The organism is Rhodococcus sp. 15-2388-1-1a, assembly GCF_002259145.1.
Taxonomy (GTDB): domain Bacteria; phylum Actinomycetota; class Actinomycetes; order Mycobacteriales; family Mycobacteriaceae; genus Rhodococcoides.
Genome location: NZ_NPFP01000043.1, coordinates 93,677 through 118,809, shown reverse-complemented (window position 1 = coordinate 118,809; position 25,133 = coordinate 93,677). Strand labels below are relative to the sequence as shown.

Here is a 25,133-nt window from a genome sequence, read left to right as displayed (position 1 = left end):
CCGCGTCATTTCCGCAGAATCAGGTCCAGAGCTTCCGAACGCGATGCCGCGCTGGACTGCAGCAGACCCCGCACCGCCGAGGTGGTGGTGCTGGCACCGGGCTTGCGAATCCCGCGCATGGCCATGCACAGGTGCTCGGCCTCGATCACGACGATTGCACCGCGCGGGTCGAGCTTGCGCATCAACGCGTCGGCGATCTGGCTGGTCAGACGCTCCTGCACCTGCGGACGCTTGGCGTACATGTCCACCACGCGCGCGAGCTTCGACAGGCCGGTGACCTTGCCACTCTTGCCCGGGATGTAGCCGACGTGTGCGACGCCGTGGAACGAGACCAGGTGATGCTCGCACGTGGAGAACATGGGGATGTCGCGGACGAGGACCAGTTCCTGGTGTCCCTCGTCGAACGTCGTGTTCAGCGCCGTGTCCGGGTCGGTGTAGAGCCCGGCGAAGATTTCGCGGTAGGAGCGCGCGACGCGGGCCGGGGTGTCGAGCAGACCTGGACGGTCGGGATCCTCGCCGACGGCGATCAGCAGCTCACGTACGGCGGCCTCGGCGCGAGGCTGGTCGAAGACCGCACCGGTGGCGTAGGCCACTGTCTGTTCCACTGCCCGTTGCTGCGCTGCTGGGACTTCTGCCGAGTCGTTCGACGACTCGTCGGTCCGGTTGACTGACACGAGAACGTACCTCCGGTTGGGCTCCGCGAATGTGACAGCTGGGCCGAACTGCACCTGTTCTTCACAGAGCAGCTGCGCCGACCTACAGCACGGTTCGAACGACGGACTGGGCCGACCGAATTGGTCGACCCAGTCAGCCTAATGACCGACCTAGCGGTACGAGCCGCCCGGTCCTTCCCAGCGTTGCGTGCGCGGACCTTCGTCGCCGTCGTCCTCGGCTCGCTCGTCTCGACGCGAGTCCTCGGGCGCGCTGTTCGAGGGACGATCGTCTCCGGGCAGCGGGTAGCTCTGCGATGGAGTCGGAACCTCCCAGGTGGGAGGCGACGCCTCGGCCGGTGCAGCGTCGTCCCGGTTCTGGCCGTACGGCGGCTCGTGCCGAGAGGTACGACCCTGGTCCCGAGCGTCCGGCCGGAACGGATCCGGCTGATTCTGCGGCGACTGATATTCCGGCGGTTGGTTCGACGGCGGTTGGTTCGACGGCGGTTGGTTCGACGGCGCAGCGGTCGGCGGCTGATATGCCTGCGGCTGCTGATAGGTGGGGTGCTGTCGGTACGTCGGCGGCTGTCCCTGCGGCGGCTCGTACCGGCTCTGATCCGGTCGATCCGATTCCGGCTGCTCGCGATTCGGTTGATTCGCAGCCGGCGGCGTGGTCGGTCCCTGGTAACGGGGAACCGAGGACTGGTCACGCGGAGGCCATCCCGGAGCCGACCATCCTGCCGGGGCACCGTAATCGGGACGCGAGCCCTGGCTGGGGCCGCTCGGGCGAGGTTCCTGCCTGCGGTAGCCCTCGGAGTACCCGCCCCCGTTGGGAGCACCTCCGTTGGCCGGGCCGCCGTAACCTCCGTTCGGTCCGCCGTTGTAGCCACCGCCGTTGAAACCGCCGGTTGCGGGGGCGCTGCGTCGACCGTCACCGTTGTTCGGCGCATTGACGTCCCCGGTGCCCGGCGATCCGTTGACCTGGCCACCGTTCGACGGAGCGCCATTGGTGGGGGCACCGTTGGTGGGCGCGCCGTTGGTGGGGGCACCGTTGTATCCGTTGCTTCCGTTCGGGTAGCCCCCCTTGCTCAGCTGCGGCGAACCGGCGTAGCTGGGCTGCGGAAACTGTTGCGGCGGAAGCTGCTTCGGGGCCGGCGGCACCGGAGGCCACGGCTCGCCGCGCTCGGCGGCGAGTTCGCGGGGCGTCTTGACCGGCGGCTTGTCCGAGGGCTTGCGATCACCGAAGTCGTTGAACAGGGTGATGCGCGGCCGCTTGGTGACGCTGTGGAAGATCTTCTCGAGGTCCTTGCGGGTGAGCGTCTCGCGTTCGAGCAGCTCGGAGGCAAGGGTGTCGAGCAGGTCGCGGTACTCGTTGAGGATGGCCCACGCCTCGGTGTGCGCAGCCTCGATGAGCTTGCGCACCTCCTCGTCGATCTCACGGGCGACCTCGTGCGAGAAGTCGGACTGCTGGCCCATCGAACGGCCCAGGAACGGGTCGCCCTGTTCCTGCCCGTACCGAACCGCGCCGAGCTTGCTGCTCATGCCGTACTCGGTGACCATCGCGCGAGCGATCTTGGTGGCCTGGTCGATGTCCGAGGACGCACCGGTGGTCGGCTCGTGGAAAACGAGTTCCTCGGCCGCGCGGCCACCCATGGCCATCACGAGGCGAGCGATCATCTCCGACCGCGTCATCAGGCCCTTGTCGTCCTCGGGCACGGTCATCGCGTGGCCGCCGGTGCGACCGCGAGCGAGGATGGTGACCTTGTAGACGGGCTCGATGTCGGGCATCGCCCATGCCGCGAGAGTGTGGCCACCCTCGTGGTACGCGGTGATCTTGCGCTCGTGCTCACTGATGATGCGGCTCTTGCGGCGCGGGCCACCGACGACGCGGTCCACCGACTCCTCGAGGGACGCCTCGGTGATGACGGTGCCGTTCTCGCGAGCGGTGAGCAGTGCGGCCTCGTTGATGACGTTGGCCAGGTCGGCACCGGACATTCCGACGGTTCGCTTGGCGAGACCTTCGAGGTCGGCGTCCTGCGCGACGGGCTTGCCTGCCGAGTGCACCTTGAGGATCGCCCGACGGCCTGCCAGGTCTGGGGCACCGACCGGGATCTGCCGATCGAAGCGGCCCGGACGCAACAGCGCGGGGTCGAGGATGTCGGGGCGGTTGGTCGCGGCGATGAGGATCACGCCGGTGCGCTCACCGAAGCCGTCCATCTCGACGAGCAATTGGTTGAGCGTCTGTTCGCGCTCGTCGTGACCGCCGCCCATGCCTGCGCCGCGCTGGCGACCGACGGCGTCGATCTCGTCGACGAAGATGATGCAGGGGCTGTTCTGCTTGGCCTGCTCGAACAGGTCGCGCACTCGGGACGCGCCGACGCCGACGAACATCTCGACGAAGTCCGAGCCGGAGATGGTGAAGAACGGCACGCCTGCCTCGCCTGCGACGGCGCGCGCGAGCAGCGTCTTGCCGGTTCCGGGAGGGCCGTACAGCAGCACGCCGCGCGGAATCTTGGCACCGAGCGCCTGGTAGCGCGCCGGGTTCTGCAGGAAGTCCTTGATCTCGTAGAGCTCTTCGACTGCCTCGTCTGCGCCTGCGACATCGGCGAAGGTGGTCTTGGGCATGTCCTTCGTCAACTGCTTGGCCTTGGACTTACCGAAGCCCATGACGCCACCGCGTCCGCCACCCTGCATGCGGCTCATCACGAAGATGATCACGCCGAGGATCAGCACCATCGGCAGGATCAGCAGCAGGAACGAGCTGAACCAGCTCTCCTGGGTGACGGTGGTGTTGTAGCTCGTCAGACCCTGCGAGTCGACCTTGTCGAAGATCTGCTCGGACGCCGAGTCCGGATACTTCGCAATGATCTGAGTTTCGTTGCCCGAGGCCTCGTTGGCCTCTTTGAGCGTCAGCCGAATCTGTTGTTCGCGGTCGTCGATCTGCGCGGACTCGACGTTGCGGTCGTCGAGCTGGGCGATCGCCACCGAGGTGTCGACCGTCTTCCAGTCCCGCGTGTCGTTACCGAAGTAACTGAAGGCATAGATCACCAACAGAATGCCGAAAACGATGGCAAGATTTCGTATTACTGTCTTCCGATTCATACAGCTTCAGCCGAGTCGGCCGTGTCCTTTCAGTCCGCTCCCGCGCGCTGGCTGCTCCCTGCCCGCCGGATACTCCAGGCTAGCGCGAGACTCGGACATCTGACTCGCTCATACCTGGCGCTGTGCGTCCACGCACCTGTTTGCGTCGACGCTTCTACCCCTCCAACGACTGCACTCCCCCGGCAGTTCCCCACCTCTTGGGCACCCTATCCGCATCGATGGACCATTGCATACGTCTCGGCGCGGCAATGGTCCATTCACGCGAACGGGGCGGACCGAAGGAACGGACTCAGCTGTAGACCTTGGGATCGAGCAGGCCGATGTACGGCAGATCCCGGTAGCGCTCGTTGTAGTCGAGGCCGTAGCCGACGACGAATTCGTTGGGGATGTCGAAGCCCACGTTCGCGACCTCCACGTCGACCTTGATGGCGTCGGGCTTGCGCAACAACGTCACCACCGACAACGAGGCAGGCGAGCGCGTCGCGAGGTTGCGCTTGAGCCAGCTCAGGGTCAGTCCGGAGTCGATGATGTCCTCGACGATCAGCACGTGGCGTCCGGTGATGTCGCGGTCGAGGTCCTTGAGAATCCGGACGACGCCCGACGACGAGGTGGACGAACCGTAGGAGCTGACCGCCATGAACTCGAGCTGCGCCGGGATGGGCAATGCGCGCGCGAAGTCGGTCATGAACATGATCGCGCCCTTGAGGACGCCGACCAGGAGCAGGTCACCTTCCGGCGAGCCTTCGGGATACCGCTGGGCGATCTCTTCTGCGAGTTCCGCAGTGCGTGCTTTGATCTGTTCCTCGGAAATGAGAACCGATTCGATGTCGCCCTCGTACACGGGGTTTCCCTTCATTCGTTCTCCAGGCCGACGCTCAGCCTGCCATGTCGACGCGAGCACACCAACCTGGCGTCGGGCGTTCCGCCTGGCAGCGCAACCCCGCCCTGGCCGGTCCACCGTCCGACGAGGGCATCGACGGCCCGGATCTGCCGGTCGGTCAGGGACGTCACACCCCTGCCGAGCAACCATCGGCGCAGCACTCGCCGGCGAACGGCGGGATCGAGCGGGTCGAGCGCCGCGACCGCGAGGTCCGGTGAATCGGTGTCCACGACCGATTCGGCCATCGCGTCGAGCACCCGGCCGTCCTCGCGCAACTGCTCGGCCGTCCGCGCGAGCGCCGCGGCGACACCACCGCCGAGCACGTCCTCGAGCAAGGGCAGCACCTCGTGACGCAACCGCACCCGAGTGAAATCGGTGTCGGTGTTGTGCGGATCCTCGAACGGCTCGACCCCCAGCTCGACGCAGGCAGCTCGGGTCACGCTGCGTCGAACCCCGAGCAGCGGCCGACCCCAGGGCGCATCGAATGCCGCCATGCCCGCGATCGACCGCGGTCCCGATCCGCGCCCCAACCCGAGCAGCACCGTCTCGGCCTGGTCGTCGAGGGTGTGCGCCACCAGCACCGACGCGTCGCCGCGGGCCCGGTTCAACGCGTCGTACCTGGCTCTTCGGGCGGCCGCTTCCATCCCTCCCGAACCGGTCACCTGCACCGTCAGAACACGTGCGTCATCGACGCCGAACTCGAGGGCACGCGCCGCCGCGATCGAGGCCACCTCGGCAGAGCCGGCCTGCAGACCGTGATCGACGATCAACGCCCGCACGTTCGGAGCCTCGGCCACGGTCGCTGCGGTCAGGGCCAACGAATCCGCTCCACCGGACAATGCGACGACCACCGGCCCGGGATGCACCGACAACCAACCCCGAACCGCGTGCCTGATCTCCAGCAGAGCAGGCCCTTCAGGCATTCGTGGTCGTTCCGCAGGCTCCACTCCCTCAGGCAGGAGCACTAGCCCAGAACTCGGGCGATCCAGGCGTCGGGGTCCTCGATCTCCGACAGCAACGGCAGAGTGTCGGGCCCGGTCCACACGGTGTTGAAGCGTTCCATCCCCACCGTGGCGACGACGTGATCGACGAATGCCTTTCCGCGCACGTACTGCGCCATCTTCGCGTCCATGCCGAGCAGTGCCCGGACGACGCGTTGAAGTGGATTCACCTTGCGTTGCCTGCGCTGATCGAACGCACCGCGAATCTGCGTCACGGTCGGCACGACGGCCGGTCCGACGGCGTCCATCACGTGGTCGGCGTGGCCCTCGAGCAGTGTACCGAGCACCAGGAGTCGGTCGATGGCGTCCCGCTGAGGCTGCGGCTGGGTGGCGCGCAGCAGTCCGACGATGCCTGCGTCCTCGGACTTGGACGACCCGCTCGGATTCTTTCGGGCCTTCAGCGCGCCGGTGAGCCGGTTGGCGACATCGGAGAGCGGCTCGTCGGTGCCGTCGGAGAGGACCCCCACGTTCTCGCGCATGTAGCCGCCGAGCCACGGAGCGGAGGAGAACTGCACTCGATGGGTCACCTCGTGCAGGCACACCCACAGGCGGAAGTCGCTGGGCGACACACGAAGTGCACGCTCGACGGCAATCACGTTGGGCGCGACGAGGAGCAGGGTTCCGTTCTCGCCCGTGAACGGGTCGTACTGTCCGAGAATGGCGCTGGACAGGAAGGCCAGCATCGCTCCGGCCTGCAGTCCGGCCGGCTTCCCGCCGAGCAGCCCGGACGGCGGCGTACCGTCGTCGTCTCCGGTCAGGTGCTTCATCGACGCCGCGGCCGCAGCGATCCAGCCGGCACGGTCGACCACCTGGGCGTCGGGCACGGGGAGTCCGTCGGCCAGGCCGGTGGTCTCGCGCACCGGCCCCTCGGCCCGAATGGATGCGGCCGCAAGCTCTTCCACGGCTGCAGCGGCGGTGTAGCGCGAGGTGGCCGGACCCGGGCGGGCCAGCTTGGCTCCGGCCCTGGCTGCCACGGACCAGTCGACGGCACCGGCGAAACCGGAGGTGGCTTCGCTGTCGTCGGTCTTCGCTGCTGCGTCCGTGTTCACTGGCAACCACACAATCTCAGGGTCGATGCGACGGCATCGAGGGCGGGGCGACTGACGTCGGGTGGCCGGTCGTTGGACATCAGAGCGAAGGTCAGGATCCGGCCGTCGACGTCGACGACATATCCCGCCAAAGCGCTTGCAGCAGAAAGGGTCCCGGTCTTGGCGCGAACCCAGCCCGCTCCGGTCCGATTCCCCGAGGCGTACCGATCCGTCAGGGTTCCGGTGGCACCGGCGACGGGAAGGTAGTCGAGCATCGGACGCAGCGCCGGCTGCTCGGTTCCGGCGGCCGAGGTCAACACCTGATCGAGCAGCCTGGCCGGAATCTTGCCGTCGACCGACAGCCCGCTGGCGTCCTCGAGCAGGAGTCCGGCCATGTCGAAGCCTGCGGAATAGAGGGTCTGCCCGATCGCTGCCACTGCACCGGAAAAGCTTGCGGCCGTGTTCATCTCCAGCGAGAGTTCGCGTCCGACGGCCTCGGCGAGGACGTTGTCGGACCGATAGATCATCTGCTGCAAGCGGTTTCGCAGCGGAGCGGATTCGACGGATGCAATCTGATCGGCCCCGTCGGCCGCCTTGCCGGTGGTCACCACGGCCGGGTCGACGCCCAGCCCCGCGGCCAGCGCGCGGCCCGCGTCCAGTGCCGGGGTGGTGCTGCGCGGCGATTCGTCGACGAGTGGGTCCGATCTTCCGCCGTCGAGCATGATCGGTTCGATCGGCGTGATCGAACCAGCTGCGATGTCGGCGGGAAACCAGCCCTGCGCCATCGTGTCACCGGAATAGATCGAGGTGTCGACGGCGATGCTGCGCACCACCGTTCCGCTGCGCCGAATCTGCTCGACCAGGTCGTCGATGCGCGCCGCGCCGGGATAGAACCCGCCGGTTCCGACCGGCAGCGCGGTGAGTGTCGGGTCGCCGCCCGCGATCAGCACGATGTTGCCCTCGCCGCTTCCCTGGACCACTCGGGTGGTGACGCGGTGATCCGCCGGGAGCGCGAGCATCGCAGCCGCCGCGGTGAGCACCTTCGTGGTCGAGGCAGGCGTCATCGGAGTGTCGGGGTTCTGGGACCAGAGCACCTGGCCGGTCTGCGCGTCGGCGACGGTTCCGGTGAACGTGCCGAGGGCGGGATCGTCGACCACCTGGGCGAGTGCAGCTGCCAGACCTGCCGCGTTCGGCATCGGTGCCGATTCCGGGAACGGGGTGATCGCCGGGTCGGGCAGCACCGTGTCGGGTGGCGGCTCGATCGCGGTCTCGGCACCGTCGGACACCGACGGCAGCACCAGCGCTGCGGTCGTCACGGCGAGGATCACCACGAACACGGCACACAGCGTCAGGATCATGCGCTTCTTCCTGCGCCGTCGACCCGCTGTGGGGCCGAGAAACCGCCGTGTCAGCCCCGCCACTGTTCCTCCGTATCTGCCGTGGTCGTACCCACGATCGTTCAGTCAACAGTATCCTCGGGTCCGGTAGCCTTGCGCCGCCACCATCGACACATTCGCAACGACTCGGGCCGTTTCGGCTCGACGAAGACAGTGAGGACTGCACGTGCCGTTCGACGTCACCATCGAGATCCCCAAGGGGCAGCGCAACAAGTACGAGGTAGACCACGTCACCGGACGTGTTCGCCTCGACCGCTACCTCTACACCGCGATGGCGTATCCAGCCGATTACGGCTTCATCGAGAACACGCTCGGCGAGGACGGCGATCCCCTCGACGCACTGGTGCTGCTGCCGGAGTCGGTCTTCCCCGGTGTCATCGTCGAGGCCCGCCCCGTGGCGATGTTCAAGATGGTCGACGAGGCAGGCGGCGACGACAAGGTTCTGTGCGTCCCGGCAGGCGACACCCGTTGGGATCACATCCAGGATCTGAGCGACGTCTCGACGTTCGAGCTCGACGCGATCAAGCATTTCTTCGTCCATTACAAGGATCTCGAACCCAACAAGCACGTCACCGGGGCAGACTGGGTTGGCCGCGCCGAGGCCGAGGCCGAAATCGCTGCGTCGTTCAAGCGCTTGACGGACAATCCGGGTCACTGATCGTTTCGGCACCACACCTCGTCTCGGCCGTGCGCCGACGAAACATAGTTTGGGGAGACGTATGACCGACAGCACTTCCAACGGTGATCGGCGCAATCTCGATTCGCGACCGATCTCGGATCCGACGCAGTTTCCCGATCTGCCGGTGACGGTCGTCCTCGACCGGATCCCGGTGCCGATCCTCGCGGTCGATCCCACCGGTGCCATCGTGTTCGCGAACGAGGCCTTCGACGATCTGTTCGGTCTCGACCGCAGCGAGCGGGAGGACTTCCACCTGCACGACATCTTCCCCGACCGGGCACCGGAGGGCGTCAACGTCGCGGACATGTTCCTCACGACGGTGGCCACCCGCGCGGATTCTCTGTGGCGGATGACCGACAAGACCGGCGATATCGTGCAGGTGCGCGCCAGCAAGTCGATCCTGCGCCGCACCGAGGACACCATCGTGCTCGTCGCGTTGGAGGACTTCACCGATCAGCTGTGGAACGACCCCAAGAGCGCTTTGCGCTGACGCACGGCACACGTTCTTCCCCGAACGTCGAACGGTGTACGCCTGCGAATCATTCGCCGGCGTACACCGTTGCTCTGTTTCCGCCCGCGTGCTTGGACTCGTACATGGCCGTGTCGGCGTCGAGCAGCACGTTGTGGACCAGGTCGGCACCGTCACCGGACTCGGCGGCGGCGAACCATCGGCCGCCGTCCAGCAGGGCCACACCGACACTGACCGTCACCGGTACGTCGTCGGCTGGGTCGTGAATGGACTCGAGAATCTCGTGGGCGATCCTGTGCGCGGCGGCATCGTCGACCGGTAGCGCGATCGTGAACTCCTCACCGCCGGTGCGTGCCACACACGGACGTCCGCCCGTGACCGCGTTGAGCCTGCGGGCCGTACGGCGCAGAACCCGATCACCCGCTGCATGGCCGTAGGTGTCGTTGACTCGTTTGAACTGATCGAGATCGACCACCATGAGCGCGACCGAGCGTTCCTCGTCCAGCGAGTTCATCATGCGTTGCAGCCGCAATTCCAGGCCGCGTCTGTTGAGCAGTCCGGTCAGCGAGTCCGTGTTGGCGAGATCGAGCTGACGCTGGATCACTGCCCGGAACGCGAGCACCGAGTTGACCACCAACAGCGTGGCAAGAGTTCTGGCGACGGTCGAAGCCAGGTCGTGTGTGTCCTCGGCGAATGCCAGTGCTGCCAGCGCCACGACCACTGCGTTGACGAACAGCATGTGGAATTCGAGTACTCGGCGCCGGGAGAAGTAGACGATGTAGATGCCGATCACCGCGAACAGTGCCGCCACATTCAGTGCGAGGTCTCGGCCTGCGAAGGTGAGCAGCATCGCCGCGACGCCCACGTCGGCGTACACCACGAACCATCCGGGCATGTGCGACACGTCCGCCGAGCGAAGAAACCACCACGCCCCCACCGGAACGGTCGAGATCAGCACCAGTGTGCAGGCGATTTTGGCCGCATTGCCTTCGGGTCCGTCGGCGGAGAACATCGCAATGACCCCGATCAGACCGAACGACGGAACCAGGGCGGCGATTCCCAGGGCGACGAATCGTTCGAGCCGCACCGAGCCTGGTCGAGGCCCGTTCACCCGTCTGTGCGGCGGTCGATCGCGATCGAATGGCACCGCGTTCCCCTCCGTCCGTTCTGACTGTTCGGGCGAGCATGCGGACCTGTGCGGCGGCCGGTCGACGAGCGTGTCAGGTAGCGCGATCGTTCATTTGCGCATCAGACGTTACCGGCGCGCCGCTCGGGCAGGTCCGGCCTGATCGTTTCGTAATCGGTCAAGAAGCGATCGAGCAACGCGACCAGCGATTCTCTGTCCTCCCGTGTCCACCCCTCGATGACTCGTCCGAGATTGTCGGTTCGTCGATGCTGGATCGCCGCCGCCGCTTCCCGACCCGACTCCGTCACCGCGAGCACGAATGCTCGACCGTCACGTTCGTCGGGCAGCCGCTCGACGTGCCCCCGTTCGACCAGCTGAGCCACCTGCCTGCTCACCGTCGACGGATCGGAATTCACCATCGCGGCGAGTTCACTGGACCGCATCGGTCCGTCGCGCAGGAGCCTGAACAAGCATACGTACGCAGCGCCGTCCACACCTCCCGAGGACGAGATCGCAGCGATGTTGCGCTCACGCAGGCGTTGCAGCCGAACCAGCTGTGTGCCCAGTTCCTCGGCGAACTCGACCACGTCAGTTACCGGTGAACTGCGCCGGTCGCTTCTCGAACACCGAGGTGATCGCCTCGGTGAGGTCGTGCGAGGCGAGGAAGGCGGCGTTCCAGGCCGCGACGTAGCGAAGCGAATCGTCGACGCTCGAGGAGCGAGAATGATCCAGCACCGTCTTGATGCCCTGCACCACCAGAGGCGGGTTGGCAGCGATGGCGGCGGCGCATTCGCGAGCGGCGGCGAGGGCGGCGTCGTGGTCCTCGAACACGTCGTTGACCAGACCGATCTTCTCGGCGCGCGCGGCGTCGATGTCCTTGCCGGTCAATGCGAGCTCACGCAGGTGGCCGTCACCGATGATCGCGGGGAGACGGGCCAGAGAACCCATGTCGGCGACGATCGCGACCCGCACCTCGCGCACGCTGAACTTCGCATCGGCGCTGGCGTATCGCACGTCGGCGGCGGTGATGAGGTCGACGCCACCGCCGATGCACCAGCCTTGGATCGCAGCGACGACGGGCTTGCGGCAGTCCGCGACGGCGTTGATCGCTTTTTGCATCGTCTTGATGGTGTCGTGGAAGGACGTCCGAGGACCGGCAAGCGCCTGGTCTGCCATGAGAGGACCGAACGTTCCGGCCATCGCGGCCAGATCCAGTCCGTAGGTGAAGTTCTTGCCGGAGCCGGCGAGCACCACTGCCCGAACCTCGGGATCGGCGTCGAGCTGCGCGAACAGCTCGGTGCTCTCGCTCCAGAAGTCGGGGCCCATTGCGTTGCCCTTGCCTGGCCCGAGAAGTGTCACTTGCGCGATGTGGTCCGCGATCTCCACGGAGAAGGCTTTCCAGGTTCGTTCCGTCATGCCTGCGAGCCTAGCGGCAGCGTCGCACATTCCCGCACCGCATGTTACGGCGCGTAACGTCTGCGCTAAGTCCCTGCTCAGCTCTGGTACATACGCCTGATCGAGCCCATCATCGACTCATGCTGATGCATCAGGGACTCGGCCTGGAGACATTCAACGATCTGCCGCGCCGCAAGGCGGTGCATGCGCTGTACGCGTGCTGTTGCTCGGTGGCGTGGGCGTCCAGGGTGGCGGACGGCCGCAGGTATGGCTCTCGAGCAGACCTGTTCACGGCGGGCGACGCCGAACTCACCGAACTCTCGGACGGCGATGTGGATTCGCTCGCCGCGACACTGCCGGAGCCGAGCAAGGTGTGCGCGGCCATGGATTCCGACACTCGCGGGGCATTGGGAACTGCCGCCAGGGCGTACGACGATCGGTTCGGCTACCCGTACGTGTCGAGTCGGTTGTTCGAGCCCGAGGGCTTCGAGCCGCGCGACATCCTGGTGGATCTGGGCCATCGTCTCGACAACGACGACCAGACCGAGCGCAAGATCATGCGCGACGAGATGTCGAAGATCAACCACATCCGACTGGATCGGATGCTGGGGCCAGAGGGCGGCTGGCCGCAGTACTGACCGTCGGCAACCGAACCGGGGTCAGCCGAACAGACCGACGACGCGACCGATCAGGCCACCCGCGATCAGGATCGCCAGCAACACCACCACGCAGATGATGACGATCGGCATCACGCGGCTGCGCTGCGGCGGTTCGTGGTTGGGGCCGCCGATTCCCGTTTCGGCGGGCGGGGTGTCTCCAGGCGTGACGCTGCCTCCCGCTTCGAGTCCTGCGGTGACGTCGGGATCCGGATTCTGAGCATTCATCTGCCCCGGTTACCCGGTGCGGTGTCCCTCAATCGAGATGTGCCCTAGCTATCGCTCCCGCGAACAATTCCGACACCGCGTCGGCGATGACTCCCTCGTCGATTTCCTCCGGATCCACCGAATGTTCGACGGCCAATCCGGAGATCAATGCCGCCAGTGACGTCGCGAGGCGTCGGGCATCGAAGTTCTCGCCGACGCCCCAGTCGTCTGCTCGCTCGGCGATGAGGCGTTCGAGCTCGAGCCGCAATGCTCGACGGTCGGTGCGGTAGCGCTCGGCGACGGCCGGGTCGCGTCCGGCGAGGATGCCGAACTCGACGGTCAACAGCGGCCAGCGGGGTTCGGCGACCACCCAGGACGCGATCTCTCCGCCACCGGCTCCGGCGGCCGCGCCGGGGTCCAGATCGGAAATATGGGCCAGCACGCGGGCGGCGAGGTCGAGGGAGCGCCGGGCGAGCAGTTCGGCGAAGAGCGCTTGCTTGGACTCGAAGTTGGAGTAGACGGCTCCCTTGGTGAAGCCGGCCCGGTCTGCGATGTCGGTGAGTTTGGCTGCGGCATAGCCACGTTCGGTGAATTCGTCGGCTGCCGCGGCGAGCAGCCGGTCCCGTACGTCGGTGCGTTGGGGTCGTCGCCGGTCCTGTGTCGACCCCCACTTTTCTTGCTCGTCGGCATTCACGATACCTAGAGTATTGAATACCTCGGGTATCGACAAGATTCAGGAGTCACCCATGCGCAAGATGTCACTGCTCGCCGCCGCGGTGCTGGTCCTTCAGCTCGGCTTCATCCTCAGCTACGTCTCGGCGTTCCATCAGCCGACTCCGCACGCGATCCCCATCGCGGTGGTCACCGAGGCCGGCCTCCCCGAAGGACTGGACCGACAGACCGCCGACCGCCTCGACGCCATCGACGGCACTCCGCTCGACGCCCGCACTGCGGCCGACACCGCCGAGGTCCGTTCGCTGCTCCGCGATCGAGACATTCTCGGGGCCTACGTCGTCGGCGCCGACGGAACGGACACCCTCATCACCGCGAGCGCGGCGGGCAGTTCCGTGGCCACCGCCCTGGAATCGATCTTCACCGAGGTCGACGCCGCGCAGGGTCGCCAGTTCGTGGTCCGAGACGAGATTCCGGTCGGCGTGCACGACAACCGAGGGCTGTCCGGCTTCTACCTCTCGGTCGGCTGGGTCGTCGGCGGATACCTGCTGGCCGCCGCCTTCGGATTGCTCATCGGCGCACCGACCTCGCGCCGCGAAACCGGCGTCCACGTCGGCATTCTCGCGGTGTACTCGGCCGCATCGGGTGCGCTCGGAGGCTTCCTCACCACTCATGTCCTGGAAACCTTTGCCGGCCACTGGTTTCCGCTCACCATGCTCGGTACCGCGGTGGTCTTCGCCACCGGATTGTTCACCATGGGCCTGCGCGCACTGATCGGCGTCGCCGCGGTTCCCGCCGCGATCGTCCTCTTCGTGATCCTCGGAAACCCGAGCGCAGGAGGCGCTTTCGGGGCCGATGTCCTACCGTCGCTCTACGCGTCGATCGGTCGATGGATCACCCCGGGCATCGGCACCGAGGGCGTGCGCAGCATCGTGTACTTCTCGGGCACCGGGCTGGGGCAGCCTGCACTGGGCCTGACGCTCTACGTCGCGATCGGCGCGCTGCTGATGGTTGCGGCGTCCCTGCGGCGTCGGTCTGCACACAACCCGGTGAGCTCACGCGAGACCAGTAAAGTGTGATCCCATGACCTCCACCTTCCCGTTGCCACTGCCCGATCTCGCCGTCCGCACACTCGGAGGCGCAGTCGTGTGGGCGAACGACGAGACGTTCGCGGAGAAGGAGAATCTCGTCAGGCCGGGCAAAGCCGACTATTCGACGGCGACGTTCGGACACAAGGGTCAGATCTACGACGGGTGGGAGACGCGACGCCGACGCGAGGCCGGCTACGACGAGGCGATCGTGCGTCTCGGAGCGCCCGGGGTCGTCTCGGCGGTCGTCGTCGACACCGCGTGGTTCACCGGAAACTATCCGCCGGAGATCTCGATCGAGGCCGCCGAGGTCGACGGATTTCCGTCACCGGAGGAGCTGCACGCCCAGACCGAATGGACCACCATCGTCGCGCGCAGCCCGGTCAACGGCGACAGCGAGAACAGGTTCGCCGTTGCCTCCGATGCGCGGTGGACGCACGTGAAACTGTCGATCTATCCCGACGGCGGAGTGGCGCGGTTGCGGGTGCTGGGCCGCGGCAAGCCCGACCCCAAGTTCCTCGCTGCCGGGCCGGTCGACCTGGCTGCCCTCGAGAACGGCGCGTACGTCTCGGCGTGCTCCAACATGTTCTACAGCTCACCCAACAACCTGCTCTTCCCCGGTCCCCCGCGGTCGATGGGTGAGGGCTGGGAGACCTCGCGTCGACGCAACGACGCGAACGACTGGGTTCAGGTGCAGCTCGCCGGTACCGGGCACATCTCTCTCGCCGAACTCGACACCACCTGCTTTCTCGGAAACGCGCCGGGTGCGGCATCGCTGCGGGGCCGCCTCGGCGACGGCGAATGGATCGAACTGTTGCCGCGCACGACGCTGCAGCCGGACACCCGGCATCGTTTCGTGCTCGACCACGACACTCCGGTCTCGGAGGTTCGGATGGACATCTTCCCCGACGGCGGCATGGCGCGATTGAGACTGTTCGGTGATCTCGACACATCTGCGTAAAGAAGGCTGGGGCAATAGGGTTGGTTCATGTCCCGGCTACTTCATCCGAATGCAGCCCATGTGGCCGACACTCTGATTTCACGTGGTCATCACGGGGTGGTGGTGAACAGTCCTGAGGGCACCCACACGGCCGCCGATGCTGCTGCGGCACTGGGCGTCGAGGTGGGCGCGATCGTGAAGTCGATGGTGTTTCTGCTGGGCGACGAGCCGGTGCTGCTACTGGTCTCCGGTGCCCACAACGTTCATCTCGAGCACACCGGTGAGCGTCTCGGCGGCACGTTGACGCGCGCACCTCTCGACACGGCCAAGCATGCCACCGGGCAGCCGATCGGGGGGATCGCCCCGGTCGGCCACCCCACCAACCTGGACACGTTCGTCGACCAGGATCTGGCCGGGTACGCCGAGGTGTGGGCGGCCGCCGGTCACACCAACACGATCTTCCGGTCCACGTTCACCGAGTTGGTGCGCATCACGGCAGGTCTGGCGATCGACGTCACCTGACCGTCTGATCAGGATGCGAGCGTCGGGGCGATCGGTGCGCCGAGGACCGCGTCGACGACGTCGATGTCGAGTCGGGTGCCGCGGGATTCGAGCAGTGGCAGTACCGCGTTGTTGATCAGAACCGACTGCCGAGCCGCATCGCCGAGCACTGTCAACGTCACACCGTCGGCCACATCGGCCGCGGTGACGTCGGAGATCAGACTGGCCAATCCCGCCGGTGTTCCGACGTAACGGATCGACGACGGGCTGGTCGGTGCATCCAGTGCGGCGAATTCCCGACGGGCCGTCCGGGCATCGACCGCGATGTGGATCTCGAGGTCGAGAAACACTGCCGTGCTGTCGGCGGATTCACCGCGGTCGACTGCCTCGGCCCGTACCCGGGCCCGGTGTTGCTGGGATTCCCGCAGGTCCGAGGCCTGGATTCGGACTACGTCCGTCTCGGGAGCGGCGGTCAGTTCGGTCCAACCTGCAGTGAACTCGACGGCGACGCGGGTGAAGTTGTGCGACATGAGTGGTGGTCCTGATTCTTCAGTCGGTGGTATTCGGTCGGAGCGGAGCCGAACTCGAACACGAACCGGACGCAGTGCGGCACAGATCCACGTATCTGTTGCACCAGTGGCGGTTGCCCGTCCACACGACACTCACGGTCATGACGCCATGCTAACTGTCTGCAGGGGTGCACGGGGATCCAACCCCGGCGGCTCCGTCGGCCAGCTCGGGGAAGGGTCGCGGGTCGGGTACGGGGTTCCACCAGCCGGCGTCCTCCGAGTAGTGCCAGTTCGGTCCCGACTCGACCAGGGCGGCGAGTGCGTCGACGAGTCGGTCCACATCGGCGGACGAGCTGCCGAGTCCGATGCTGGCTCGAACCGCTCCGGCCGCGTGCCCCAGCCTGCTCAGCAGTGGGTGCGCGCAGAACTTTCCGTCGCGCACACCGATGCCGTGTTCGGCGGAGAGGTATGCAGCGACCTCACCGGGGTCGCGTCCGGCGACGGTGAAGGTGACGATGCCGACACTGTCGGGTGCATCGGCCCACACCTCGAGTTGCTCGACACCGTCCAGTGCGGCCAGCCCGTCGCGCAAGCGGGACGACAGATCCCGCTCGTGCGCCTGCAACTCGGCATCGTCGAATCCGGCAATGGTCTCGCAGGCCGCAGCCAAGGCGGCAACGCCGAGCACGTTGGGTGTGCCCGCCTCGTGCCGCTGCGGTGCCGGAGCCCACTCGGTGTGGTCGAGGCCCACGCTGCGTACCGCGCCACCGCCGGCCAGGTGTGGCTCACCGAGGTCCAACCAATCACGTGCGCCCACAAGCACTCCCGCGCCGAACGGGGCGTAGAGCTTGTGTCCCGAGAACGCGAGGTAGTCCACGCCGAGTGCGGCGATGTCGACCCGACGATGCGGAACCAGCTGAGCACCGTCCACCGCAATGCGCGCGCCGTGCCGGTGCGCCAGTGCCGCGAGTTCCGCGATCGGCAGAACTTCACCGGTGACGTTCGATGCGCCCGTGATCGCCAGCAGCGCAGCGGGTTTCGCGGCGAGTTCGGCGTCGAGACGCTCGATGGTCTCGGCCAGGGTCGACGCAGCAACCACCACTCTTCGGTCACGCCACGGAAGCAGGTTCGCGTGGTGCTCGATATCGAGTACCACGGTGTCGCCCGGCACGCATGCGGCCAGCAGGTTCAGCGAGTCGGTGGTGTTCCGCGTGAACACCACCACCGAATCCTTGTGCGCACCAACAAAATCGGCGACGGTCACCCGAGCCTTCTCGTATGCAGCCGTGGAGACCCGTGAGGCGTAGCCGGCACCGCGATGGACACTCGAGTAGAACGGCAGCAGTTCCGCGATCCGATCGGTCACCGCCGCCAGAGCCGGTGCGCTGGCCGCGTAATCGAAATTGGCGTAGGTGCAGGTGCCGCCCTGCACCAGGGGTACCTGCAGATCCGTGCCCGAAACAGGGGCAAAAGGAGCACAGGGGCGGGAGAGTACAGATGTCATGACAGATCAAGCCCTCACGTTCGAGGGACCCGCAACCGAAGGAGTTCGTGAACGAGTCCGCGCTTGCCGCGCCGGTTTTCCGGCGTCAGCCTGGTCGTCACCCGGAGCACCCCACCGCGGAGGAGGGTTGCCGACCAGCGAGCCGGGGCTTGATGCTGGTACTCGTGACCGTGGGGAAGACACTCGCAAACTCGCTGCGGTTTTGTCAAGCCGGAACTCGCCCGTGGGCAGCAGTAGGATTCCCGCGGTGGGAAGGCGCGCTCGTTCACCTGCTGGCAAACAGAACGTGAGATAACCAACGGCGCTGCTGCTCGCCAGCACCACAGAGTCATGTCGAGAAGAAACGAGAAGGGCGCCCGGTTGTCTGTGCATCAAGAGAACGATCTGCCGGGTTCGAGCGCGGATGTCGCGCCTGCACCGGCGGAGTTTCTTCGCTCGTCTCTCGCCCCTCCCGCCCGGACGCTCATCGACGTTCTCCGTGACACCGCCGATCGTTTTCCCGACGCCCCGGCCATCGACGACGGTGCCGTGTCGGTCAGCTATTCGGAGTTGTTGGACGATATCGCCGAGGGCGCGAAGTGGCTCGCCGATGCCGGCGTCAGGCGCGGCGATCGCGTCGGCATCCGCATGCCGTCGGGTTCCTTCTCCCTCTATGTCGCGATCTTGTCGATCCTTGCGGTCGGTGCCGCGTACGTGCCGGTGGATGCGGACGATCCCGAGGAGCGCGCCGAGTTGGTCTTCGGCGAAGCACAGGTGACGGCCATCGTCACTGCGGGCGGCATCGCCGCAGGTACTGCCCCCAAACAGGACGTTCCTCAGCACGACCTCCCCGAACGCAACGCCGGACTGCCCACCCCGGAGGACGACGCGTGGGTCATCTTCACCTCGGGTTCGACCGGCACTCCCAAGGGCGTTGCGGTCAGTCATCGCAATGCGGCGGCGTTCGTCGACGCCGAGGCCCGCATGTTTCTGCAGAAGGACCCGCTCGGTCCGGGCGATCGAGTGCTGGCCGGACTGTCGGTGGCGTTCGACGCGTCGTGCGAGGAGATGTGGCTCGCGTGGCGGCACGGTGCGTGTCTGGTTCCCGCGCCCAGGTCGTTGGTTCGGTCCGGTTTCGATCTGGGTCCGTGGCTCGTCTCCCGCGACATCAGTGTCGTCTCGACGGTGCCGACGCTGGCGTCGCTGTGGCCCGCGGTGGCGCTGGAAGCGGTGCGGCTGCTCATCTTCGGTGGCGAGGCCTGCCCGCCGGAGCTGGCCGAGCGGCTCGCCGTCGAAGGCCGTGAGGTCTGGAACACGTACGGCCCCACCGAGGCGACGGTCGTCGCGTGCGCGGCGATCATGGACGGGAAGGGGCCCGTCCGCATCGGATTGCCCCTCGACGGGTGGGACCTGGCTGTGGTCGACGGCTCCGGCACCCCGGTGCAGGTCGGAGAAATCGGTGAGTTGGTCATCGGCGGTGTCGGACTCGCTCGGTATCTCGACCCGGCCAAGGACGCCGAGAAGTACGCCCCCATGCCGTCCCTCGGGTGGGACCGGGCGTATCGCAGCGGCGATCTGGTCAAGCTCGAGCTCGAAGGTCTGCTGTTCCAGGGGCGCGCCGACGATCAGGTCAAGCTCGGCGGTCGACGCATCGAGCTCGGCGAGATAGACAATGCGCTGCAAGCACTTCCGGGCGTCGGCGGTGCGGCGGCCGCCATCCGCAAGACGGCCGCCGGCAACTCGGTGCTCGTCGGATACCTCGCCAGCACCAACCCCGATTTCGACCTCGAAGCCGCTCGCGAATTGCTGGCCGAGCAGTTGCCCGCAGCGCTGGTCCCCCGGCTCGCGCTGGTGGACGAGATGCCCACGCGCACCTCGGGAAAGGTCGACCGCAATGCCCTGCCGTGGCCCCTGCCCGGCATGGCGGGGGCCTCCTCGCTCGGCGGGACGGCGGGGTGGGTGGCGGAGCTGTGGACCAACATCCTCGGCGCCCAGGTTTCCGACGAGAACGCCGATTTCTTCGCCAACGGCGGCGGTTCGCTCTCGGCCGCTCAGTTGGTGACTGCGTTGCGCGAGCGGTTCCCCGAGATCACCGTCGCGCAGCTCTACGACCATCCGCGGCTGGGTTCGCTGGCGCAGTATCTCGACGATCTGAAGCCTGTCGTCGAGGCCGTTCCTCGTGAGGTCGCCCCGACGTCACGCACCGCGCAATGGGCGCAGATCGCGGCAACGGTTCCGTTGACCACCCTCACCGGGTTGCAGTGGGTCACCTGGCTCGGGCTGCTGTTCAACGTCATGTCCTGGTTCGGCGACGTGCCCTGGGCTCCGACGCTGTCGTGGTGGTGGGTGCTCGTGGCATTCGTCCTGTTCATCACTCCGGTCGGCCGCATGGCGATCTCGGTGATCGGATCTCGCATCCTGTTGGCCGGGCTGAAACCCGGCGCGTATCGACGCGGCGGGAGCATGCACATAAGGCTGTGGGCGGCAACGCGATTGACCGATGCCAGCGGTGCGTCGAACCTCTCGGGCGCACCGTGGATGGTCTACTACGCACGCGCTCTGGGTGCCAAGATCGGCAAGGGCGTCGACCTGCACACGATGCCGCCGGTCACCGGCATGCTCGAGCTCGGCGACGGTTGTTCCATCGAGCCCGAGGTGGATCTGTCCGGGCATTGGATCGACGGAGATCTCGTCTACATCGGCGGCGTCGAGATCGGTGCCGGCGCCACCGTCGGTGCCCGCTCGACACTCTTGCCCGGCACCAAGGTCGGCAAGAACGCGGTCGTCACCGCGGGCTCCGCCGTCGTCGGACGGGTCAAGGCCGGGCAGATGTGGTCCGGTTCGCCGGCTCAGAAGGTAGGCAAGGCCGATCATCCGTGGCCCGCGGAAACGCCGCCACGCGCGACGAAGTGGGTGTTCGCGTACGGCGTCGCGTCGCTGTTCCTGTCCGGCATGGCACTGTTCTCGATCGGCGTCAGCCTGGTGCTGATGGGCTGGTGGATTCACACCGCGGACTCCGTGCTCGACGCCTTCGAGCGTGGTCTGGTGATGTTGCCCGTCGCGACGTTGGTGTCGTTGGCGGTGTTCGCGGTGATCACCGTCGTCGCGGTGCGGTTGCTCAGCATCGGACTCGTCGGCGGCTACCACCCGGTGCGCAGCCGCATCGGCTGGCAGGTGTGGGCCACCGAACGTCTGATGGACTCCGCGCGCACCTTCCTGTTTCCGCTCTACGCATCTCTGCTGACGCCGCATTGGCTCCGGCTCCTCGGCGCGAAGATCGGCAAGGACGTCGAGGCGTCGACGGTGCTGATGATCCCCAAGTTCACCACCGTCGCCGACGGCGCGTTCCTCGCCGACGACACCATGGTCGCCAGCTACGAACTCGGCGGCGGCTGGATGCATCTGGGCGACGCCAAGGTGGGCAAGCGGGCGTTCCTCGGCAACTCCGGCATGACCGGGCCGGGACGAACCGTGCCGAAGAACGGCTTGGTCGCTGTTCTGTCCGCGACGCCGGACAAGGCGAAGTCCGGCTCGTCGTGGCTCGGTAGTCCGCCGGTGCGGCTGCGCCGGGCCGCCGGTAGTGCGGACTCGTCGCGCACGTTCGATCCGCCGCGGAAGCTGAAGGTCGCCCGGGCGTTCGTCGAGACCTGTCGACTGCTCCCCGTCGTCGTGACCTTCGGCATCGGGCTCGGAGTGCTGTTCTCGCTCACCGCGCTCGCCGACGCCGTCGGGTACTGGTTGGCGGCACTGCTCAGTGGCGTCGTCCTGCTCGTGGCCGGTTTCGTGGCCGCGGCGGTGTCAGCGTTGGCGAAGTGGTTGTGGGTGGGCCGGATCGGCAAGACCGATCATCCGCTGTGGAGTTCGTTCGTGTGGCGCAACGAGGTGGCAGACACGTTCGTCGAGACCGTTGCCGCACCGTGGTTCGCGCGCGCCGCGGAGGGCACCGCGGTGCTGAACATGTGGTTGCGGTGGCTCGGTGCGGACATCGGCCGTGGCGTCTGGTGTGAGACGTACTGGCTTCCCGAGGCCGATCTGGTGACGTTGGCCGACGGTGCGACGGTCAACCGAGGGTGCGTTGTGCAGACGCACCTGTTCCATGATCGGATCATGTCCATGGACACGGTCGATCTCGGCAGAGGCGCAACACTGGGACCACACTGTGTCGCGCTGCCTGCATCGGGTATAGGTGATGGTGCGACGGTGGGGCCTGCCTCCCTGGTGATGCGCGGCGATACGGTTCCCGCGCATACTCGTTGGCAGGGCAATCCGATCGCGCCGTGGGCCAAGGGTGATCCCTTCCCGCGTATTCGCGACGACCGAAACGAGGGGTGATCTACCGTGCCGGACAGGCTCGTGGCACCGGTGTTCGACGTCGACTCCAGTGACAATCCGATCGATACGTATCTCCCGCAGAACGGTAACCGCGGCTATCGCGTCTCGCGCTACGAACTCGACCTCGAGTACAAGGTCGAGAGCAACCGGCTGGTGGGTAAGGCGAAGATCACCGCGGTCACGACCGCAACGGTGTCGAAGTTCGCGCTCGATCTCGGTCCGGCGATGAACGTGTCGAAGGTGTCGGTCAACGGCTCACGCTCGGTGAAGTTCAGCCACCAGCGCGGCAAGCTGAAGATCACCCCGGCCAAGCCCATCGCGTCGGGCGCGGCACTGGTGGTGACGGTCGCGTACGGCGGAACTCCCAAGCCCATCAACGGTTTGTGGGGTGAGGTCGGCTGGGAGGAGCTCACCGAAGGCTCGCTCGTCGCCAGCCAACCCAACGGCGCTGCGTCGTGGTTCCCGTGCGACGACCATCCGGTGTCCAAGGCCAGCTACGGCATCACCATCACCACCGACTCGCCGTACTACGCGGTGGCCAACGGAACGTTGGTGCGCAAGCAGACTCGCGCCAGCCGCACCACGTGGGTGTACGAGCAGCCCGAGCCGATGGCCAGCTACCTCGCGACCATCCAGATCGGTCCGTACGAACATCGCATCGTCAGCCCGGGGCCGGTGCCGATGAAGGCCATCACTCCGCCGCGCCTGCGAGCGCAGTTCGATCACGACTTCGGTCGACAGCCGCAGATGATGGACACATTCGTACGGCTCTACGGCCCTTACCCTTTCGCGTCGTACACCGTGGTGGTGACCGACGACGATCTGGAGATTCCGATCGAGGCACAGGGGCTGTCGATCTTCGGTGCCAATCACTGTTCCGGTTCCCGGTACTACGAGCGTCTGGTGGCGCACGAGTTGGCGCACCAGTGGTTCGGCAATTCCCTGACCCTCGGCAAGTGGGCCGACATCTGGCTGCACGAGGGATTCGCCTGCTATTCCGAATGGATCTGGGCCGAGAACTCCGGCGGCGCAACGGCTCACGACAAGGCCAAGCGCGCGCACACCATTCAGCGCGGACTGGCCATGGACATGCAGCTCACCGATCCCGGGCCTGCACGCATCTTCGACGACCGCGTCTACAAACGCGGTGCACTGGCGCTGCACGCACTACGACGCACCATCGGCGACGAGCGCTTCTTCGGCCTGATCCAGGAATGGACCTCCAAATACCGCTACTCGACGGTGGCGACCGCGGACTTCACCGACCTCGCCTCCCGCTTCGGGTGCCCCCGAACTCTGTGGGACGCATGGTTGATCGACAAGCAGTTGCCGTCGTTGCCGTAGTCCTCCGTCGCGAATCGGCTCCCCAGTTTCGGATACCAGCCTGCAATCGGAGGCCTGAATCCAAGTCTGGGGAGCCGATTTGTCGGTCAAACCCGCCGGCGGCGCTTCTGCGCGTAGCCGATGGTCAAGAAGCCCGCCGACATCAACGCGAAAAGATTGATCGGCGACGCGATCGCACGGCCGACACTCGCATCGAGTGCCACGACCTGAAACAGCACCCAGAACACGATGACGCCCAGCACGGCGAAAATCGGCCAGGGTCCGGAGTAGTTGTATTTCACGCTCGCTCCTTCAGCAGAAGGTTGCTCCACCGGTGAGGCCACCGCCCACGGCTCCGCCGATTGCGCCCACCAGACCACCGCCGACCGTCCCTACGATCGGAAGTGTCACCGTACCGACAGCCGCACCGGCGAGTCCGGCTGCCGTACCTCCGGACACCGCGCCTCCACCGATTCCGGCGATGCAGTTGCCTATACCCAAGGTTGTGAATTCACCCGGACTGGGCACAGATACTGCGTGCACACGCAGCGACGAACCTGATACCGCGTACTGAACCCCGACGCGGTTACCGTCGGCAGAGGTGGCCGAAGTCGGCAGAGCTTCCGTCGCTCCGGTTTCAATGCTGGTTGCGGTCGCGGTTCCATCGTTCGCTACTTCGACGTCATAGCCGACCAGCGCCACAGTGAAGTCGCTGTCGCTCGTCTTGGCAACACCGAGCGCCGGCGAATCGACTGTCTGCGCATGTGCCGGAATGTCCGTCGCTACAAAGGAAAACAACCCAGCCACGGCCACCAAGGCTCCGGTAGCAATGCGCGATGCGATGCGCTTGTCCATTGATCCTCCTCGATTCACCCTCCGACTATTACTTAGCCAAGGTATCAAAAATGGCCGATTCATCAATAGGCTCGCGGGCTCGAACCTGACTGTTCACCTCAGGGCTACCGAAACGACAACAAGTACGTAGGCAGCCGACTACGCCTGCTCAGCGATACCCGAGCGACACCGTCAACCCAGCAATTGCGTAGCCGTACAGCGCCGTCGTTGCCAGTGCTTGGCGCCAGAACCCTGTCGGGAACGACGCTGCCCAGCGTCCCTTGCCGTCCAGTTGTAGATCGCAGGGGAAGTCGCTGATGGCCATGGCGGACGACGGCCGCTTCGAGTGCGCGAGCACCACCCCGGTGGTGAACGGCAGTCCCCGAACGAACAGGTGACCGCGCGCGTCCCCGGCCCGGTACCGCACCGCAGATTCGGTGACAATCCCTGTGTACCAACGCCGTTGGACGGTCCATCCGGTAGCGTGCGCGAGGCGAAGGTTGCGGTCACCGCGCAGTGCGGTGTCCACGGTCTCGACGTCGGCAATCACTCCCCAGCGCAGCATCGACATCCACCGCACGATCGTCCCGACGCGGAATGTCGATGCACCCAGCAGCACGATCGCGAACACATAGGGCACCAGAGCGGGATATCTAGACCAGCATGCGGCCGGCACGATCACGGCGATCAGAAACCAGTACGCCTCACGTCGGTTCCATACGGTCGCACCCGCGAGCGCCACCGTCGGAGGTACCCGATGCGGCGGGACCGTGCGCGAGGACTGCAGCATGATGCCGCTGATCCTAGAGCCGAACCCATCCCCCTCGCATGCCCAGTGCGGTTCCCTCTCGCAAAGCGCTC

Annotated in this window: 24 protein-coding genes and 1 riboswitch; of the genes, 8 read left to right on the top strand and 16 right to left on the bottom strand. The window is 66.4% G+C overall.

Going from position 1 to position 25,133, the window contains the following annotated elements:
- Positions 1–5: 5 nt before the first annotated feature.
- From folE to dacB, 6 genes are all read right to left on the bottom strand, one after another.
- Positions 6–605 carry a GTP cyclohydrolase I FolE gene (gene folE / locus CH302_RS24260; protein WP_037195562.1) on the bottom strand — a complete coding sequence of 200 codons (600 nt, stop codon included), beginning with the start codon at positions 603–605 and terminating at the stop codon, positions 6–8.
- 219 nt (positions 606–824) lie between these two features.
- A complete protein-coding gene (ftsH, locus tag CH302_RS24255; RefSeq protein WP_037195012.1) occupies positions 825–3,752 on the bottom strand; it encodes an ATP-dependent zinc metalloprotease FtsH in 2,928 nt (975 codons plus the stop codon).
- A 289-nt stretch (positions 3,753–4,041) separates the two neighbouring features.
- Positions 4,042–4,593, bottom strand: a complete 552-nt coding sequence (gene hpt, locus CH302_RS24250) for a hypoxanthine phosphoribosyltransferase (protein ID WP_032395535.1) — start codon at positions 4,591–4,593, stop codon at positions 4,042–4,044.
- A gap of 11 nt (positions 4,594–4,604) precedes the next feature.
- Positions 4,605–5,555: a tRNA lysidine(34) synthetase TilS gene (gene tilS, locus CH302_RS24245; protein WP_037195011.1), complete on the bottom strand. Its 951-nt coding sequence runs from the start codon at positions 5,553–5,555 to the stop codon at positions 4,605–4,607.
- Between the two features lie 41 nt (positions 5,556–5,596).
- Positions 5,597–6,694: a zinc-dependent metalloprotease gene (locus CH302_RS24240; protein WP_037195010.1), complete on the bottom strand. Its 1,098-nt coding sequence runs from the start codon at positions 6,692–6,694 to the stop codon at positions 5,597–5,599.
- The gene (gene dacB / locus CH302_RS24235) at positions 6,679–8,019 is read right to left on the bottom strand and encodes a D-alanyl-D-alanine carboxypeptidase/D-alanyl-D-alanine endopeptidase (protein ID WP_094650096.1); all 1,341 of its coding nucleotides are present in this window, start codon (positions 8,017–8,019) and stop codon (positions 6,679–6,681) included. Before dacB ends, CH302_RS24240 begins: the two co-directional genes overlap by 16 nt.
- A gap of 205 nt (positions 8,020–8,224) precedes the next feature.
- On the opposite strand from dacB, the gene CH302_RS24230 reads away from it, so the two are divergent.
- Together CH302_RS24230 and CH302_RS24225 are read left to right on the top strand one after the other, a co-directional pair.
- Complete coding sequence (locus CH302_RS24230; RefSeq protein WP_037195007.1) at positions 8,225–8,716, top strand: inorganic diphosphatase; 492 nt, start codon at positions 8,225–8,227, stop codon at positions 8,714–8,716.
- Positions 8,717–8,777: 61 nt separating this feature from the next.
- On the top strand, positions 8,778–9,227 hold the full coding sequence (locus CH302_RS24225) for a PAS domain-containing protein (protein WP_037195005.1): 450 nt from the start codon (positions 8,778–8,780) through the stop codon (positions 9,225–9,227).
- Positions 9,228–9,276: 49 nt separating this feature from the next.
- Here the strand turns inward: CH302_RS24225 and CH302_RS24220 are convergent, their stop codons facing one another.
- From CH302_RS24220 to CH302_RS24210, 3 genes are all read right to left on the bottom strand, one after another.
- On the bottom strand, positions 9,277–10,293 hold the full coding sequence (locus tag CH302_RS24220) for a GGDEF domain-containing protein (protein WP_230596469.1): 1,017 nt from the start codon (positions 10,291–10,293) through the stop codon (positions 9,277–9,279).
- Between the two features lie 161 nt (positions 10,294–10,454).
- Positions 10,455–10,919 carry a MarR family winged helix-turn-helix transcriptional regulator gene (locus CH302_RS24215; RefSeq protein ID WP_037195003.1) on the bottom strand — a complete coding sequence of 155 codons (465 nt, stop codon included), beginning with the start codon at positions 10,917–10,919 and terminating at the stop codon, positions 10,455–10,457.
- A 1-nt stretch (position 10,920) separates the two neighbouring features.
- A complete protein-coding gene (locus CH302_RS24210; protein WP_037195001.1) occupies positions 10,921–11,748 on the bottom strand; it encodes a crotonase/enoyl-CoA hydratase family protein in 828 nt (275 codons plus the stop codon).
- A 119-nt stretch (positions 11,749–11,867) separates the two neighbouring features.
- Between CH302_RS24210 and CH302_RS24205 the strand changes: the two genes are divergently transcribed.
- Positions 11,868–12,365 carry a 2-oxo-4-hydroxy-4-carboxy-5-ureidoimidazoline decarboxylase gene (locus tag CH302_RS24205; RefSeq protein ID WP_037194999.1) on the top strand — a complete coding sequence of 166 codons (498 nt, stop codon included), beginning with the start codon at positions 11,868–11,870 and terminating at the stop codon, positions 12,363–12,365.
- A gap of 21 nt (positions 12,366–12,386) precedes the next feature.
- Here CH302_RS24205 and CH302_RS24200 read toward each other — a convergent pair whose 3' ends face one another.
- Together CH302_RS24200 and CH302_RS24195 are read right to left on the bottom strand one after the other, a co-directional pair.
- Positions 12,387–12,611, bottom strand: coding sequence for a DUF6480 family protein (locus CH302_RS24200; protein WP_037194997.1), 225 nt, complete (start codon positions 12,609–12,611; stop codon positions 12,387–12,389).
- Positions 12,612–12,639: 28 nt separating this feature from the next.
- Positions 12,640–13,284 carry a TetR/AcrR family transcriptional regulator gene (locus CH302_RS24195; RefSeq protein WP_230596467.1) on the bottom strand — a complete coding sequence of 215 codons (645 nt, stop codon included), beginning with the start codon at positions 13,282–13,284 and terminating at the stop codon, positions 12,640–12,642.
- Positions 13,285–13,336: 52 nt separating this feature from the next.
- Here CH302_RS24195 and CH302_RS24190 point away from each other — a divergent pair, with 52 nt between their 5' ends.
- From CH302_RS24190 to CH302_RS24180, 3 genes are read left to right on the top strand one after another with little or no spacing between them, the layout of a single operon-like run.
- Entirely contained in the window at positions 13,337–14,341 is a 1,005-nt protein-coding gene (locus tag CH302_RS24190; RefSeq protein WP_037194996.1) for a membrane protein, read from the top strand.
- A gap of 4 nt (positions 14,342–14,345) precedes the next feature.
- Positions 14,346–15,311: an allantoicase gene (alc, locus tag CH302_RS24185; RefSeq protein WP_037194995.1), complete on the top strand. Its 966-nt coding sequence runs from the start codon at positions 14,346–14,348 to the stop codon at positions 15,309–15,311.
- 27 nt (positions 15,312–15,338) lie between these two features.
- Complete coding sequence (locus CH302_RS24180; protein ID WP_037194994.1) at positions 15,339–15,812, top strand: YbaK/EbsC family protein; 474 nt, start codon at positions 15,339–15,341, stop codon at positions 15,810–15,812.
- Between the two features lie 8 nt (positions 15,813–15,820).
- Here the strand turns inward: CH302_RS24180 and CH302_RS24175 are convergent, their stop codons facing one another.
- Together CH302_RS24175 and CH302_RS24170 are read right to left on the bottom strand one after the other, a co-directional pair.
- Positions 15,821–16,321 carry a hypothetical protein gene (locus tag CH302_RS24175; protein ID WP_037194993.1) on the bottom strand — a complete coding sequence of 167 codons (501 nt, stop codon included), beginning with the start codon at positions 16,319–16,321 and terminating at the stop codon, positions 15,821–15,823.
- 151 nt (positions 16,322–16,472) lie between these two features.
- A complete protein-coding gene (locus CH302_RS24170) occupies positions 16,473–17,804 on the bottom strand; it encodes an aminotransferase class V-fold PLP-dependent enzyme (RefSeq protein WP_037194991.1) in 1,332 nt (443 codons plus the stop codon).
- A gap of 54 nt (positions 17,805–17,858) precedes the next feature.
- Positions 17,859–17,974: riboswitch (SAM riboswitch) on the bottom strand.
- A gap of 160 nt (positions 17,975–18,134) precedes the next feature.
- Between CH302_RS24170 and CH302_RS24165 the strand changes: the two genes are divergently transcribed.
- Together CH302_RS24165 and CH302_RS24160 are read left to right on the top strand one after the other, a co-directional pair.
- Entirely contained in the window at positions 18,135–22,115 is a 3,981-nt protein-coding gene (locus tag CH302_RS24165) for a Pls/PosA family non-ribosomal peptide synthetase (RefSeq protein ID WP_230596465.1), read from the top strand.
- 6 nt (positions 22,116–22,121) lie between these two features.
- A complete protein-coding gene (locus tag CH302_RS24160; protein ID WP_052048039.1) occupies positions 22,122–23,459 on the top strand; it encodes a M1 family metallopeptidase in 1,338 nt (445 codons plus the stop codon).
- A gap of 86 nt (positions 23,460–23,545) precedes the next feature.
- On the opposite strand, the gene CH302_RS24155 is transcribed toward CH302_RS24160, so the two are convergent.
- The 3 genes from CH302_RS24155 to CH302_RS24145 all read right to left on the bottom strand — a co-directional run bounded on the left by CH302_RS24155 (position 23,546) and on the right by CH302_RS24145 (position 25,062).
- Positions 23,546–23,740: a hypothetical protein gene (locus tag CH302_RS24155; RefSeq protein ID WP_037194989.1), complete on the bottom strand. Its 195-nt coding sequence runs from the start codon at positions 23,738–23,740 to the stop codon at positions 23,546–23,548.
- A 10-nt stretch (positions 23,741–23,750) separates the two neighbouring features.
- Complete coding sequence (locus CH302_RS24150; protein ID WP_037194988.1) at positions 23,751–24,293, bottom strand: hypothetical protein; 543 nt, start codon at positions 24,291–24,293, stop codon at positions 23,751–23,753.
- Between the two features lie 148 nt (positions 24,294–24,441).
- The gene (locus CH302_RS24145) at positions 24,442–25,062 is read right to left on the bottom strand and encodes a hypothetical protein (protein WP_052048038.1); all 621 of its coding nucleotides are present in this window, start codon (positions 25,060–25,062) and stop codon (positions 24,442–24,444) included.
- Positions 25,063–25,133 lie beyond the last annotated feature (71 nt).

What these genes read in the sequence shown, in the direction of transcription:
- ftsH (WP_037195012.1), bottom strand. Translation starts at nt 3,752, where the DNA reads ATGAATCGGAAGACAGTAATACGAAATCTTGCCATCGTTTTCGGCATT.
- tilS (WP_037195011.1), bottom strand. Translation starts at nt 5,555, where the DNA reads ATGCCTGAAGGGCCTGCTCTGCTGGAGATCAGGCACGCGGTTCGGGGT.
- dacB (WP_094650096.1), bottom strand. Translation starts at nt 8,019, where the DNA reads ATGATCCTGACGCTGTGTGCCGTGTTCGTGGTGATCCTCGCCGTGACG.
- CH302_RS24225 (WP_037195005.1), top strand. Translation starts at nt 8,778, where the DNA reads ATGACCGACAGCACTTCCAACGGTGATCGGCGCAATCTCGATTCGCGA.
- CH302_RS24210 (WP_037195001.1), bottom strand. Translation starts at nt 11,748, where the DNA reads ATGACGGAACGAACCTGGAAAGCCTTCTCCGTGGAGATCGCGGACCAC.
- CH302_RS24205 (WP_037194999.1), top strand. Translation starts at nt 11,868, where the DNA reads ATGCTGATGCATCAGGGACTCGGCCTGGAGACATTCAACGATCTGCCG.
- CH302_RS24200 (WP_037194997.1), bottom strand. Translation starts at nt 12,611, where the DNA reads ATGAATGCTCAGAATCCGGATCCCGACGTCACCGCAGGACTCGAAGCG.
- CH302_RS24190 (WP_037194996.1), top strand. Translation starts at nt 13,337, where the DNA reads ATGCGCAAGATGTCACTGCTCGCCGCCGCGGTGCTGGTCCTTCAGCTC.
- alc (WP_037194995.1), top strand. Translation starts at nt 14,346, where the DNA reads ATGACCTCCACCTTCCCGTTGCCACTGCCCGATCTCGCCGTCCGCACA.
- CH302_RS24180 (WP_037194994.1), top strand. Translation starts at nt 15,339, where the DNA reads ATGTCCCGGCTACTTCATCCGAATGCAGCCCATGTGGCCGACACTCTG.
- CH302_RS24175 (WP_037194993.1), bottom strand. Translation starts at nt 16,321, where the DNA reads ATGTCGCACAACTTCACCCGCGTCGCCGTCGAGTTCACTGCAGGTTGG.
- CH302_RS24170 (WP_037194991.1), bottom strand. Translation starts at nt 17,804, where the DNA reads ATGACATCTGTACTCTCCCGCCCCTGTGCTCCTTTTGCCCCTGTTTCG.
- CH302_RS24165 (WP_230596465.1), top strand. Translation starts at nt 18,135, where the DNA reads ATGTCGAGAAGAAACGAGAAGGGCGCCCGGTTGTCTGTGCATCAAGAG.
- CH302_RS24150 (WP_037194988.1), bottom strand. Translation starts at nt 24,293, where the DNA reads ATGGACAAGCGCATCGCATCGCGCATTGCTACCGGAGCCTTGGTGGCC.
- CH302_RS24145 (WP_052048038.1), bottom strand. Translation starts at nt 25,062, where the DNA reads ATGCTGCAGTCCTCGCGCACGGTCCCGCCGCATCGGGTACCTCCGACG.